Origin of the sequence: Ferrovum myxofaciens, assembly GCF_000735045.1 — a bacterium.
GTDB classification, from domain to species: Bacteria; Pseudomonadota; Gammaproteobacteria; order Burkholderiales; family Ferrovaceae; genus Ferrovum; species Ferrovum myxofaciens.
Window position 1 is genome coordinate 1 of the sequence record NZ_JPOQ01000011.1, and the last position, 13355, is coordinate 13355.

General features: G+C 55.1%; 16 protein-coding genes. 8 read left to right on the forward strand and 8 right to left on the reverse strand.

Annotation, left to right across the window (positions count from 1 at the left end; all coding sequences use genetic code 11):
• From IV91_RS0102650 to flgL, 8 genes are all read left to right on the forward strand, one after another.
• The coding region (locus IV91_RS0102650; protein WP_031595796.1) for a flagellar hook-basal body complex protein at positions 1-596 on the forward strand (596 nt) is incomplete at its 5' end.
• Positions 597-612: 16 nt separating this feature from the next.
• Positions 613-1374, forward strand: a complete 762-nt coding sequence (locus IV91_RS0102655) for a flagellar basal body rod protein FlgF (protein ID WP_031595797.1) — start codon at positions 613-615, stop codon at positions 1372-1374.
• A 15-nt stretch (positions 1375-1389) separates the two neighbouring features.
• The gene (gene flgG, locus IV91_RS0102660; RefSeq protein ID WP_031595798.1) at positions 1390-2175 is read left to right on the forward strand and encodes a flagellar basal-body rod protein FlgG; all 786 of its coding nucleotides are present in this window, start codon (positions 1390-1392) and stop codon (positions 2173-2175) included.
• Between the two features lie 6 nt (positions 2176-2181).
• Complete coding sequence (locus IV91_RS0102665) at positions 2182-2868, forward strand: flagellar basal body L-ring protein FlgH (protein WP_031595799.1); 687 nt, start codon at positions 2182-2184, stop codon at positions 2866-2868.
• A gap of 7 nt (positions 2869-2875) precedes the next feature.
• Complete coding sequence (locus IV91_RS0102670; RefSeq protein ID WP_031595800.1) at positions 2876-3988, forward strand: flagellar basal body P-ring protein FlgI; 1113 nt, start codon at positions 2876-2878, stop codon at positions 3986-3988.
• Position 3989: 1 nt separating this feature from the next.
• A complete protein-coding gene (locus IV91_RS0102675; RefSeq protein ID WP_031595801.1) occupies positions 3990-4421 on the forward strand; it encodes a rod-binding protein in 432 nt (143 codons plus the stop codon).
• A complete protein-coding gene (gene flgK / locus IV91_RS0102680; RefSeq protein ID WP_031595802.1) occupies positions 4414-6324 on the forward strand; it encodes a flagellar hook-associated protein FlgK in 1911 nt (636 codons plus the stop codon). The genes IV91_RS0102675 and flgK overlap by 8 nt, the downstream gene beginning before the upstream one ends.
• 14 nt (positions 6325-6338) lie before the next feature.
• Positions 6339-7589, forward strand: a complete 1251-nt coding sequence (gene flgL / locus IV91_RS0102685) for a flagellar hook-associated protein FlgL (protein ID WP_031595803.1) — start codon at positions 6339-6341, stop codon at positions 7587-7589.
• Positions 7590-7605: 16 nt separating this feature from the next.
• Here the strand turns inward: flgL and fliR are convergent, their stop codons facing one another.
• The 8 genes from fliR to IV91_RS0102725 are packed head-to-tail and all read right to left on the reverse strand — an operon-like array spanning position 7606 to position 13348.
• On the reverse strand, positions 7606-8403 hold the full coding sequence (fliR, locus tag IV91_RS0102690) for a flagellar biosynthetic protein FliR (RefSeq protein WP_200874307.1): 798 nt from the start codon (positions 8401-8403) through the stop codon (positions 7606-7608).
• A gap of 2 nt (positions 8404-8405) precedes the next feature.
• On the reverse strand, positions 8406-8675 hold the full coding sequence (gene fliQ / locus IV91_RS0102695) for a flagellar biosynthesis protein FliQ (protein ID WP_031595806.1): 270 nt from the start codon (positions 8673-8675) through the stop codon (positions 8406-8408).
• Positions 8675-9388, reverse strand: coding sequence for a flagellar type III secretion system pore protein FliP (gene fliP, locus IV91_RS0102700; protein WP_411463740.1), 714 nt, complete (start codon positions 9386-9388; stop codon positions 8675-8677). Before fliP ends, fliQ begins: the two co-directional genes overlap by 1 nt.
• Before the next feature lie 32 nt (positions 9389-9420).
• Positions 9421-9810 (reverse strand): flagellar biosynthetic protein FliO, encoded by a 390-nt coding sequence (fliO, locus tag IV91_RS15595; protein WP_051861911.1) that lies wholly within the window; start codon positions 9808-9810, stop codon positions 9421-9423.
• On the reverse strand, positions 9807-10268 hold the full coding sequence (gene fliN, locus IV91_RS19640; RefSeq protein WP_031595809.1) for a flagellar motor switch protein FliN: 462 nt from the start codon (positions 10266-10268) through the stop codon (positions 9807-9809). Before fliN ends, fliO begins: the two co-directional genes overlap by 4 nt.
• Entirely contained in the window at positions 10265-11275 is a 1011-nt protein-coding gene (fliM, locus tag IV91_RS0102715; RefSeq protein WP_031595810.1) for a flagellar motor switch protein FliM, read from the reverse strand. The genes fliN and fliM overlap by 4 nt, the downstream gene beginning before the upstream one ends.
• 3 nt (positions 11276-11278) lie before the next feature.
• Positions 11279-11977, reverse strand: coding sequence for a flagellar basal body-associated protein FliL (gene fliL / locus IV91_RS16615; protein WP_051861913.1), 699 nt, complete (start codon positions 11975-11977; stop codon positions 11279-11281).
• A gap of 30 nt (positions 11978-12007) precedes the next feature.
• Positions 12008-13348: a flagellar hook-length control protein FliK gene (locus tag IV91_RS0102725; RefSeq protein WP_160171516.1), complete on the reverse strand. Its 1341-nt coding sequence runs from the start codon at positions 13346-13348 to the stop codon at positions 12008-12010.
• Positions 13349-13355 lie beyond the last annotated feature (7 nt).

Here is a 13355-nt window from a genome sequence, read left to right on the forward strand (position 1 = left end):
CCGTCCCCGCCGTTGTTCCCCCCGCCGCCCCCACTCCCATTGGCACTCTGGGCTTCAATTCCAGCGGCACCTTGACCAGTCCTGCCGCCGCCCCCCCCTTGCAGTTGGGACAGATCGCCGTTTCCCTGCCCCTCACCAATGGCGCAACCACGCCCCAGAGCATCACACTGGGTTTTGCCACTTCGACTCAGTATGGTTCTCCCTTTGGCGTCAACCAGTTGTCACAAAACGGCTACGCTTCAGGACAGCTGAGTGGATTTACCACCAGTCCCACCGGGATCATTCAGGGTAATTATTCCAACGGACAGTCAAAAAATCTGGGACAGGTCGCGCTTGCTAATTTTGCAGATCCCCAAGGCCTCCAGTCCCTGGGAAATAACCAGTGGCAAGAAAGTTTCAACTCAGGATCCGCCCTGGTGGGCGCACCGGGCAGCGGAAATTTGGGAGCGATTCAATCCGGTGCCGTGGAAGGTTCAAACGTCAATCTCACTTCCGAACTGGTGGACATGATCACGGCTCAACGCAACTATCAAGCCAATGCCCAGACCATCAAGACGGAAGATCAACTCACACAAACCCTGGTCAATCTGAGATAAGCACAGGACATTCGCCATGGACCGTCTCATCTACACTGCCATGACCGGCGCTTCCCATATTCTGGAGCGCCAGGCCACCATTTCAAACAATCTGGCCAACAACAACACGACGGGTTACCGCAGTGCCATCGACAGTTTCCGCGCCATCCCTCTCACGGGAGAAGGATTGCCCACCCGTACCTTCGTCGTCAACGGCTTATCCGGCTATGATCTCACTCCCGCCACGCTCACCCATACCGGCAGGAGCCTCGATGTCGGGATCACCGGCAAGGGCTGGATTGCCGTTCTTTTGCCGGACGGCACGGAGGCTTATACCCGGAACGGAAACCTGCAGGTGTCCACGGACGGAATTCTGCAAACCAATACTGGTTACCCCGTCATCGATGACAATGGCGAATTGGTGGCGCGGGATCAGATCGATATCCCCCCGAACACTCAGGTGACCATCGGACCGGACGGGACCATTTCCACAGTCCCCGGCGGCATTCCGCCCATGCCCAGTACCACCGTGGGCAAGTTGAGACTGGTGGATCCCTCCGAAGACCAGTTATATCGCGGAGAAGACGGACTGTTCCGCACCCGTGACCAAAAGCCGGTTCCACCCAGCACCACCGTCACCCTCACGCCAGAAACCCTGGAAAGCAGCAACGTCAATGCCATTTCCGCCATGGTCGATATTATTTCCATCTCAAAACAATTTGAAATGCACATGCAAATGCTCCAAACCGCGCAATCCAACGACCAACTCGCCACCCAGATCCTGGCCTCACTCCGCTAAGGGAGATACTCAATCATGCAACGTTCTCTATGGATTTCAAAGACCGGACTCGAGGCCCAACAAACCCAGATGGATGTGATTTCCAATAATCTGGCCAACGTGGGAACCAACGGATTCAAAAAATCGCGCGCAGTATTCGAAGACCTGCTCTACCAGACCATCTACCAGCCTGGTGCTCAATCTTCGCAGATCACCATGTACCCTTCCGGCATGCAACTCGGCACCGGGGTGCAACCTCTGGCGGCCGAACGCATCATGACCCAGGGCAATCTCCAGCAAACCGGCAATGCCCTGGATATCGCCGTCAATGGGAACGGCTTCTTTCAGGTCCTGTTACCCAATGGAACCATCGCCTATACCCGGGACGGCTCCTTTCAAACGGACAATCAGGGCAATCTGGTCACTGCCGCAGGCTATCAGGTCCAGCCTGCCGTCACGATTCCCCTCAATTCCACCAGCATCACCATCGGAAGTGATGGAACCGTATCCGTCACCCAGGCCGGGATCGTCAATCCCCTCCAGGTGGGAAGTCTCCAGTTGGCCACCTTCATGAATTCCACTAATCTGCAAAGCATGGGGGGAAACCTGTATCTGGAAACCCAGTCTTCCGGCACGCCCAATTTAAGTGCGCCGGGCTTGAATGGTGCGGGAACCTTGAACCAGGGATATGTGGAAACTTCCAATGTCAGCGTGGTGGAAGAACTGGTCAACATGATAGAAACCCAACGCGCCTACGAAATCAATTCTCAGGCGGTCCAGGCCTCAGGGCAGATGCTGCAAACCTTGGCCACCATGAGATAGGCCATCATGCGCCCCTGTTATCAAAGATGCGTGGTTCTTTTCTTGCTCGTGACCCTGGGTGGCTGCACGGCCACTCCGTCCACCCATATCACTAATCCATTGACAGCGCGTCCCCTTGACTTGTATAAAACCATTCCCCCAGATACGGGCGGAATTTATCAAGTCGGCTATGGCCAGCACCCGCTGTTTGAAGATGTGCGGGCCCGCAATCTGGGCGACACCATTCAGATCCTGCTTCAGGAAAGTTCCAATGCCACGGAAGCCGATGGAAATTCCCTGATCCATGCCGGGTCCATCAGTTCCACTACCCCTGCCATCATCGGGGCAGTGACTGGTCAACACATACTGGACGGAATCACCTCGAACAGTTCCTCCTCCAACAAGTTGACCAACACCAACAACAACAACGGCAATAATTTCCTATCCGGTTCCATCACTGCCACCGTCATCGAGGTACTCCCCAATGGCAACCTGAAGGTCAGTGGAGAGAAATTGGTCTCCGTCAACCAAACCGATCAGTACATCCGAATCTCCGGTGTCATCAACCCGGTTTACGTCCAATACAACAACACCATCCCCTCCACCCAGGTGGCCGATGCCCAAATCGAATACAGAGGAGGAAACACCAACATCGATAATGCTGCGATCAAAAGCATGCTCGGGCATTTTTTCCTGTCCTCCGTACCGTTCTGAGTACGTCATGCGCGCTATCCTGACCTTCTTCCTGATCACCTCCTTGCTGGCATGCTCTCTGGGCGCCGAAGCCCGGCGTATCAAAGACCTCGCCACCATCCAGGGGGTCCGGCATAACCAGTTGATCGGTTATGGGCTGGTGGTCGGTCTGGATGGCACCGGGGACATGACCATCCTGACCCCCTTTACCGTTCAGAGTTTCCTCAACATGCTGACCCGGATGGGGATCAATACCCCTCCCGCCAGTGTTCTCCAGACCATGCTCAAGAATGTGGCGGCGGTGATGGTGACTGCTGACCTGCCGCCTTTTTCCCGTCCTGGACAAACCATCGATGTCACCGTCTCCTCCGTCGGGAATGCCAACAGCCTGCTGGGGGGTACCCTGTTGATGACGCCGCTCAAGGGGGCGGATGGGCAGGTGTACGCCATGGCGCAGGGAAACCTGCTGGTGGGAGGGGTAGGAGGAGGAGCCAAAGGATCCAAGGTTCTGGTCAATCATCAAAGCGTCGGTCTCATTCCCAGCGGAGCCACGGTGGAGCGTCTGGTTAATTCTCCCTTTTCCCAGGGGGACTACATCACGCTCGAATTGAATGAAATGGATTTCACCACCGCCACTCAAATGGCAGATGTCATCAATCAACAACTGGCATTGGGCCAACCCATCGCTGCAGCTCTCGATGGACGAACCCTTCAGGTTCGGGCACCTGGGGGTACGGCCCGAGTTCAGTTCATGTCCCGCCTGGAAAACCTTCAGGTGGATGCAGGAATTCAAGAAGCCAAGGTCATCATCAATGCCCGCAACGGTTCCGTGGTGATGAATCAGAATGTCACATTGGAAGAATGCGCCGTGGCCCACGGTAATCTCACCGTGGTCATCAGCGCGCTCAACCAGGTCAGCCAACCCAATCCGTTATCCAATGGAAGTACCGTGCAAACCGGACAAGCTGCCGTCAACATCAAAGAGGACAAGGGCGCACTCATTTTGCTCAATAAAGGGGTTTCCCTCAATCAGGTCATCCGTGCGCTGAATACCCTGGGTGCCAAACCGGAAGACCTGTTGTCCATCCTTCAATCCATGAAAGCGGCGGGCGCATTGCACGCCGATCTGGAGATCATTTGACATGGCCCACGACTCCCCCCCTCTCTCCGTCGACCCCAACGCCCGCCTGGCCTTTGACAGCCAGGCATTGGGTGCACTGCGTTTGAAAGCGCACCAGGATCCGAACAAATCGCTTCCGCAGGTCGCCAAGCAGTTCGAAACCGTCTTCATGAACATGATGATGAAATCCATGCGCGCCACGGTGCCCCAGGATAGCCTGGGTGACAGTCAACAAACCAAGATGTTCACGGAAATGCTGGACAAACAATTGGCTCAGAATGCGTCCAAGGGACATGGTGGATTGGGATTGGCAGACCTGATCGTTAAACAGTTGTCCCCCCATTCCTCCATTTCACACCCTTCTTCCCCTCTTTCTAAAGTTGTCGTCCCCACGGCCGATAACCTGGTGAAGAAGGGGATTCCCCTCAAACCCTTGGGAGTTCGCCATGACTGATATGATGACCAGCATTGGAATCAGCGCATTGAATGCGGCCCAGGCCGGTTTGCTCACCACCGGAAACAATATTGCCAATGCTTCCACTCCAGGTTATAGCCGCGAGCAAACCATACAGGCGGCCCTGCCCTCGCTGGGCACAGCCAATGGATTCATTGGTCAAGGGGTCAATGTCACCACGGTACAGCGCATCTATAGCAGTTTCATCAATACCCAGTTGCAACAACAGCAATCCACTTCCAGTCAGTTGACGACTTATTACAACCAGATCCAACAAATCAACAACATCATTGCCGATCCTGCGGCCGGGTTGTCTCCTGCGCTGCAAAACTTTTTCAGCGCCGTCAATGGGGTCTCGAACGCACCTGCCTCCATTGCGGCACGTCAAGGTTTGATCAGCAATGCCCAATCATTGACCGGTACCTTTCAAACCCTGAATCAGGTCATGACTGGGTTGGCCACCAGCACCAACCAGCAAATCAGTTCCAGTGTCGTGAATATCAATGCCTATGCCAAACAAATCGCGTCCCTGAACCAGAGCATCCTCACGTCCTCGGCCAGCAGTACATCCCAGCAGCCCAATTCCCTGCTTGACCAGCGCAACCAGTTGATCAGTCAACTGAGTCAGGAGATCAATGCCACCGTACTCAAACAATCCAACGGATCAGACACCGTGTATATTGGCAACGGACAACCCCTGGTGGTCGGCAACCAGGCCATGACGCTGAAAGCCGTTCCCGCTCAGTCCAATCCTGCCCAACTCGATATCGCCTATGTCACACCCAGTGGGAGCACCCTGCGCCTTCCCTCCAACAGTATCCAGGGAGGGAATCTGGGAGGGTTGATGGCCTTTCAGAATCAAAGTCTGGTCCCCACCCAAAGTCAGTTGGGATTGATCGCCACCGGTTTGGGCATGACCATCAATGCCCAGCAGCTCCAGGGTCAGGATCTCAACGGGGCTTTGGGCACCCCCCTGTTTCACATTGCCTCTCCCGTGGTCATTGCCAACCAGGCCAATACGGGGGCCGCCACAGTCAGCGCCACCATCACCCAGGCCAGCGCGTTGACGGGAAGCAATTACACCCTGTCCTATAACGGGAGCCAGTACACCCTGACGCGCCTGTCCGACCAGAGTATCACCACCAGCAGCACGATGCCCATGAACGTTGACGGACTTTCTCTTAATGTGTCAGCCACGCCCAACGCAGGGAACAGTTATCTGATCGAGCCCACCATCAACGGGGCCCAGAATTTGAAGGTCATTCTTACCGATCCCACAAAAATTGCTGCCGCCATTCCTGTTCAGGGCAATGCTTCCTCGACCAATATCGGGACTGGAAGTTTGTCTGCGCCTGCAGTCACCTCGGGCCTCCCCCTCAACCCGAATCTGCAGGACACGGTCACCCTCACCTTCACCAGTCCCACCACCTACAACGTCACGGACAGTACCACAGGAACGACGCTCGCCTCAGGTGCCTCCTATACCCCCGGAGGAACAATCAGTTATAACGGATGGAGTACCACCTTGAACGGGACTCCGCAGACCAACGATGTTTTCACCGTCAGCGCCAATACCGGTGCGAGCACGGACGGCAATAATGCCGTGATCATGGGCGCGCTGCAATCCCAGAATACCTTGCTGGGGGGCACCGCCAATTTCGCCAGTGCCTACGCCCAGTTGGTCAACCAGGTAGGAACGCAAACCAGCCAACTGCAAGTCCAGTCCACTGCTCAAACCAATCTGGTCAATCAGACGACCCAAAATCAGCAGTCCATTTCGGGGGTCAACCTGAATGAAGAAGCCGCCAACCTGATTCAATTTCAACAAGCCTATCAGGCCGCCGGGAAGGCCATTCAAGTGGCCAATACCATGTTTACCACCGTCCTCGGCATGCTCAACTAAAGGAGGTCACCACCATGGTTCGCATCAGTACCGGCACCTTTTACGATAACAGCATCCAGGCCATGAACCAGCAGCAGTCGGCACTGCTCAATACCCAGTTGCAACTGTCTTCCGGTAAACAGATCAACACCCCGGCAGACAATCCTGCCGGAGCCGCCCAGATCATCGATCTGACGCAGGCCGCCGGCATGAATACCCAGTATCAAAACAACATCACGGCGGCCCAGAACCAGATGTCCATGGCCTCCAGTGTCCTGCAAAACATCACCACCCTGGTACAAAACGTCCAATCCACGGTTATCTCGGCCAATAATGCGTCGCTCAACAATTCCAACCGCCAGACTCTGGCCACCACGCTCCAGCAACAACTCACTCAACTGATCGGGCTGGCCAACAGTCAGGACGGAACGGGGAACTATCTGTTTTCAGGCACCAAAGGATCTACCAAACCCTTTATCGTCACCTCCAGCGGGGTACAATATCAAGGCAACAGCGGGCAACAACTGATGCAAGTGGCCAGTGGGCGCAGTATGCCCACCAACGTCAACGGCGCCGACCTGTTCATGAGCATTCCCAATGGGAACGGGTACTTCGTCACCAGCAACTCTGCCAGCAATGCGGGTTCTGGCGCCATCAGTCAAGGCGGTTTGGCCTCCCCACCCCCCACCCCTGCCCAACAGGGCAACCACTACACCCTGACTTTCAGTATCACCGCAGGAGTCACGACCTACACCGTGTCCGGTACCGATGCCAGTGGCGTAGCACTGCCCGCCGCCAGCCTTCCATCGGCCAATCAACCCTACACCAGCGGTCAAACCATCGCCTTCAACGGCATTCAGTTCAACATTCAGGGGCAACCGGCCAACGGAGACAGTTTCAACGTGGCTCCCAGCACCCATGTCCCCATTTTTCAGACGGTACAAAACCTCATCACTCTACTCAACACCCCCTTGCCCGCGGGAAACAGTACCGCATCCAGCAATTTCACCCAACAACTTCAGACCGCCGAAGGAAATCTGAATCAGGGACTCAACGCCATCCTGACCGGCAATGTTGCCTTGGGAACCAACCTCAGCACCCTGACCAACCTGACGGCAACAGAAAACAGTCTGAACATTCAGTACCAGTCGACCATATCCCAAATACAGGATACCAATTACACCTCAACCCTCAGTCTTCTGTCCCAGGAAAAACTCAGTTTGCAAGCCGCCATGCAGTCCTTCACTTCCATCTCCAGTCTGTCATTGTTCAACTATCTGCGCTGATTACATTTGTCCATAGTCAATGCAGCAGTCCAGTGGTCATTCGTAGCCCCATCTCGATACTGGCATGAATCATCCGCTCCGCCAAAACAGGCAAGGCAGGTAGGGAAAAGTCCAGCACGATGAACCCTACCGCCAGGGTCAACGGGAAACCCACCGCAAAAAGATTCAACTGGGGAGCCGCGCGTGTCAATACGCCCAGACCCAGATTGGTAACGAGCAAAGCCGCCAATACGGGCAAGGACAGTCGCAATGCATCCACGAACAATGCCCCCGCCCAGACCAGCCCGATTTGCCACCCCTGAGCATGGAATTGCAAGGCAGGATCCAAAGGAATTTGCTGAAAACTATCTGCCAATGCATCGATGACCAGCAGATGTCCATCCATGGACAGAAAAATCAGCGTAAAAAGAATCGTCAAAAACTGTCCAACCAAGGGTCGAAAAGTTGCATGAGTGGGATCATAGAAACTGGCAAACCCCAACCCCATTTGCAGCCCCATCATATCGCCCGCCATGGTCACCGCCGCAAAAACGATGTTCAAACAAAAACCCAGAATAAGGCCAATCCCTATTTGCTCCAGCAGAAGCATCCCCCCCTCGAGGGTGACCAGGCTCACAGAGGGATGGGTCGGAGGAAGAGCCGGCGCGATGACCAGGGTCAAAGCCAAGCCAAGACCAATCCGCACCTGTACCGGAGCAGGCGATTGTCCGAGCACGGGGGCCGTGGCCAGTACCGACAAAATTCGGGCCAAGGGAAGAAAAAACTGGGCGATCCAGGCATCCCACTGCGTGGAGGTGACCGTCAACAGATCCATGATCAACCCACCATGGCGGGGATTCCTTCATAAAGACGGTGAATGTAGTCCACCATCAAACTGATCATCCAGGGTCCGAGAATGACCAGTACCAACACCAACCCCAACATTTTCGGAATAAAGGACAGGGTCATTTCATTGATCTGGGTAGCAGCTTGAAAAATACTGATGATCAATCCGATGCCCAGCGCCACCAACAGGATGGGGGCCGACACGACCACCGCCAGGGTCAGTGCCTGCTGACCCAGGGTCATGACACTTTCAGGCGTCATCATGGATTGAAACTCTGCACCAGGGAACCGATGAGCAGGTTCCAGCCATCCGCCAGGACGAACAGCATCAACTTGAAAGGCAAAGAAATCACCGATGGTGAGACCATCATCATCCCCATGGACATCAACACACTGGCCACAACCATATCGATGATCAGGAAGGGAATGAAGATGACGAAGCCAATCTGAAAAGCGGTTTTCAACTCGCTTGTCACAAAGGCCGGAACCAACACCTTGAAGGGGACCTGATCCGGTGTTTGCAACGCAGCGCTATTGGATATCTTGACGAACAGCGCCAGGTCACTTTCACGGGTTTGGTGAAGCATGAAGGTTTTCAGGGGAATACTGCCTCGATCCACCGCCTCCTGAAGAGAGATTTTTTCTTCGCTATAGGGGGCCCAAGCCGTGGTATACACTTTATCGTACACCGGGGCCATGACAAAAAATGTCAGAAACAGGGCCAACCCAATCAGAACTTGATTGGGAGGAGAGGTCTGGGTCCCAAGCGCCGAACGCATGAGGGAGAGCACGATGATGATGCGCGTAAACCCCGTCATCATCAACAGCAAGGCTGGCAAGAAACTGAGGGAAGTGAGCAGGATCAGGGTTTGCAGACTGAAAGAGTAGGTTTGCACTCCTCCCGTACCGGGTGTACTGATTACCCCGATACCCGGCAGAGTCGCTCCCCATACCCCTTCCACACACCCCCCCAGTAAAAGCCCCAGGCCCCATTTCACCGAATTTCTCACCCCTCCAACTCCCTGTCCTTTCCACCGGGTCTGGGCAATATGTGCAGGGTCTGGACCTGACCAGGGGCGACGCCCACCACCACCCACGTATCCTGAACTTCCACCACCACTACCCGTTCACGCTGCCCCACGGCCAGGGAACTGACGATACGCAATGACTGCCTGCCTTTCCCTGCGGAGGAAGAGGCCCACTGAAACTTTTTCAAAGCCCAAGCCACCCCCGCCATCAGGGCCAATACCAGCCCCAGACTCAGGACGATCTGTATTCCGGTGGTCCAGGTCAGCACCGTCGGTGGTGCGTAGGTAACGTGTCCACTCCCGGACTCCAGAGCCCAAACCAACTCCGGGCCGACACCCAGCCCCATGACAAAAACAAGAAACTTCATCGATTCAAACGACGCATGCGTTCCGAAGGCGTAATGATGTCCGTCAGACGAATGCCGAATTTCTCATTGACCACCACCACTTCCCCTTGCGCGATCAAAAACCCGTTCACCAACACATCCAGAGGTTCTCCCGCCATACCACTCAATTCCACCACGGATCCTTGAGCCAGCTGCAACAAGTTTTTGATGGGCATCTTGGTACGCCCCAACTCCACGGTAATATTGACCGGAATGTCCATGATCATTTCCAGGTCCTGATGCCCGGACACCGGTGGTTCCTGCCCAAAGGTCTGAAAGACATGGGGTTCTGTCTGAAGGGGCGGAGAGAAAGGGCGCTCCTCGGCCAAGGCATGGGCTTCCGTCAGCGAAGAGGGATCCACCGTGCTGGTGGCCGCCGCCTGTTCCGCCATGGCTGCACCCCAGTCATCTGCGCTAATTTCCTGATCTTCTTCATTCATTGTTTCATTCCTTCTCCGTTGAGCCCCTCCGAAGCAGACAAAAGACGCTCGACTTTCAAGGCATACTGGTTGTTGAAAACGCCATAGTGGCACTCCATGACAGGCACATTGTCCACCTTACCCTGTACCAGTTCATTCATTTTGAGGGGAATCACATCGCCGGGCTTGAGATTCAGGAGTTGTGCCACAGTAACGCGCCCCTCTGCCAATTCCGCCACCAACTCGATCATGGCGGATTGCACCTGAAGCGAGAGCAGTTGCATCCAGCGTCGGTCCAGAGACAGGTGATCTCCCTGCATGGAACTGTAAAGCAGTTCCCGAATGGGTTCGATCATGGAATAAGGCAAACAGATATGTACTCCGCCTCCCCCGCCTCCCCCAAATTCCACATCAAACGTGGTGGCAACCACCACTTCGTTGGGGGTTGCGATGTTGGCAAACTGGGGGTTCATTTCGGAACGAACGAACTGAAATTCCAGGGGGTAAATCCCATCCCAGGACTTGCCATAAGCCAGAAATAAAGCATCCAGCATCTTCTGGATGATGCGGTGTTCCGTCTGGGTAAATTCCCGTCCTTCCACGCGGGTATGAAATCGTCCATCCCCCCCGAACAAATTATCCACCACCAGAAAAATCAAATTAGGATCAAAAACGAAGAGCGCATTTCCCCGTAAAGGCTTGGCTTGAACCAGATTGATATTGGCCGGGACCTGCAGGTTACGTATGAATTCACTGAACTTGAGCACCCGCAACTGCCCCACCGAGACATCCGCTGCACGCCGTACCAAATTGAATAACTCAATTCTGAACAAACGCGTAAAACGTTCATTGATGATCTCCATGGTAGGCATACGCCCACGCACGATTCGTTCCTGCTTTCCCAGATTGTAGAGGCGAGCCCCTTCATGAGATTCCTCTCCGGCTTGGGCAGATTCCTCTCCCCCCTCACCCGTCACACCGCGTAATAGGGAATCGACTTCTTCCTGAGAAAGGAAATCGCTGTTCATGGTCTATTGGATGATGAAATCCGTGAATAAAACATCCACCACGCCATCCCGGCTACCCCCATCTTCGTTGGGTTCGGGCAAAAAATCCTTGACCGATACCGGTTTTTGAGGCGCTGGAACCACGGGATTGACGTCCGCCTGTTGCAAAGCCGCAGATAAACCGCCCGAACTTCCCGAAACAGGGGCAACAGGTGTCTGTGCCACGGGAGCAGCAGGCGGTGAAAGATCGGGGGGAGGGGTTTTCTTGAATCCCAGAATCTTGTTGGTCAAATAGAGAATTTCTGCAGCCAACCGTTTCTTGCCTTGCAGGGTTTGCAATTCCGAAGCCCGTTTACTGGAAAGCAGTTCCAGCAAGCGACTGCGGATCTCCGGCATTTCTTTCTTGATTTTTTCTTCCAGTTCCGGATCGTATGTCTTCAGGGTAATGCCCAGTTGCATCACCTGATCTCCTTGCTCCTGAACCAGATTGACCGTAAATCGATCCAGGGGAACAAACAGGGCGGGAGCCGTAGGTTCGGAGGATTTTTTCTTGTTTTCTTCCGCATGAGCCTTGTTTTTAACCAAAAAGAACCAGGCCGCCCCACCGCCCGCTGCCAGCACCACCAGCACGGCTGCAATGATGAGAATCAGAGTTTTCTTGGACTTGCGAGGAACTTCCTCTACCTCAGCGGATGCTTTTTTATCATCTTTTTTCGTTGACATCTCGTCACTCGTCCCCAAATAAGGTAACCATCACGCAAAGGTATCCACCAACCCAACCCCCTGTCGGATCACTCCCCCCCTTGCGCCCATGGGCACAGAGGATACCTCAAGCGTGCGTTTCGTGGCAGAGAAATTTTCTCGCGCCATCTGTCGCTGCGAAGGAGAACCCTGCGCCCCCTGATCGCTCACGGTCGCTTGCCCAAGAGACAATCCGCTCCCTGCCAACATTTCCCGCAAATGGGGAAGCGCGTGTTGAATTGCCTCACGCACCGCCGCATGAGGCGAACTAAAGAAGGCATCGGCCTGGGCCCCCGACACCTGCACCACGACGCTCATGGGCCCCAGATCCGGGGGATTGAGATGCAATTCGGCACTTTGCTGGGACTGGCCTACCATCCAGGTCACCTTCTGGGAAAATTCCGTTCCCCAACCCATTTGCCCAACGGGAATCATTATGCTCGAAGATGCCGTCTCTGCGCCGACGGTAGCGCCGCTCGAGGACATCAGAAGGCCATTGAGTGCAGAATGTCCCGGTGCCGTATGCGCAGAGGGAGAGGTCAAAGAAACCGCCAAGGAATCAGGGCTCCCCTGACCGCCGGAAGTTCCCACGCCGGAGGATAGGGAAAAAGACCCATTCCCACCCACCGAAAGCGAAAAATTCGGCTCGTTTCCGGAGGTCAAAGACGTTGTTGTTGCCGCATTCTTCTGCACCACCGACCCTTGCCCGGTTCCCCCAGCGGCCCCCGCGGAAGAAGACAGGGCGGCAGCTCCCCCAACGGCTGCCTCCGAAGGCACAGGCGTTTGTTCCGTTTTCGCTGGTGGCATCCACACATGGGGAGGCATCAACGCCGCCACCCCCATTTGTCCTGCCAGAGAACTCTGAGAAGACTTTTTGGTAGTCGGTTGGGATACCACCGTTCCATTGGCCGAAGAAACGTTCGTCCCCAAATTTGCGACCACGGCGGTGGTTGCTCCGCCCTCGATGGCCCCGCCCGCCATTTGAGAGGGATCAAGGGCCTGAAGTTGGCCTTGGATCTGTTGCTTTTTTTCTGCGGAATGCGCAGAAATCGTTTGAACGGCGGGCGTCTGACTTTTGGTCACCCCGGAATTGGCGGTGCCTCCCGACTGAGAACCCTTCGTGGGGGGTGAACGACCCTCAGAAGCATGGGGGGACTGTTCCTCTGGACCATGAACGGAAACTGACGTTCCCGTAACGCTTTGCGGACGTTGAGCCGAGGCCCCATGGTCAGACAAGCGCTGAGACAATAGTGCCGTGAAACTCCCCTCTCCGGTCTGTTGGGCAGTGGAACGGGCAGGCTTGTTGGCTCCGGAAACTGGCGCGTTACGAACCACGGGTACGGGTTGCATCATGACACTC

Coding starts and splice junctions, on each gene's coding strand:
- IV91_RS0102655 (WP_031595797.1), top strand. CDS start 613: ATGGACCGTCTCATCTACACTGCCATGACCGGCGCTTCCCATATTCTG.
- flgG (WP_031595798.1), top strand. CDS start 1,390: ATGCAACGTTCTCTATGGATTTCAAAGACCGGACTCGAGGCCCAACAA.
- IV91_RS0102665 (WP_031595799.1), top strand. CDS start 2,182: ATGCGCCCCTGTTATCAAAGATGCGTGGTTCTTTTCTTGCTCGTGACC.
- IV91_RS0102670 (WP_031595800.1), top strand. CDS start 2,876: ATGCGCGCTATCCTGACCTTCTTCCTGATCACCTCCTTGCTGGCATGC.
- IV91_RS0102675 (WP_031595801.1), top strand. CDS start 3,990: ATGGCCCACGACTCCCCCCCTCTCTCCGTCGACCCCAACGCCCGCCTG.
- flgK (WP_031595802.1), top strand. CDS start 4,414: ATGACTGATATGATGACCAGCATTGGAATCAGCGCATTGAATGCGGCC.
- flgL (WP_031595803.1), top strand. CDS start 6,339: ATGGTTCGCATCAGTACCGGCACCTTTTACGATAACAGCATCCAGGCC.
- fliR (WP_200874307.1), bottom strand. CDS start 8,403: ATGGATCTGTTGACGGTCACCTCCACGCAGTGGGATGCCTGGATCGCC.
- fliQ (WP_031595806.1), bottom strand. CDS start 8,675: ATGACGCCTGAAAGTGTCATGACCCTGGGTCAGCAGGCACTGACCCTG.
- fliO (WP_051861911.1), bottom strand. CDS start 9,810: ATGAAGTTTCTTGTTTTTGTCATGGGGCTGGGTGTCGGCCCGGAGTTG.
- fliN (WP_031595809.1), bottom strand. CDS start 10,268: ATGAATGAAGAAGATCAGGAAATTAGCGCAGATGACTGGGGTGCAGCC.
- fliM (WP_031595810.1), bottom strand. CDS start 11,275: ATGAACAGCGATTTCCTTTCTCAGGAAGAAGTCGATTCCCTATTACGC.
- fliL (WP_051861913.1), bottom strand. CDS start 11,977: ATGTCAACGAAAAAAGATGATAAAAAAGCATCCGCTGAGGTAGAGGAA.
- IV91_RS0102725 (WP_160171516.1), bottom strand. CDS start 13,348: ATGATGCAACCCGTACCCGTGGTTCGTAACGCGCCAGTTTCCGGAGCC.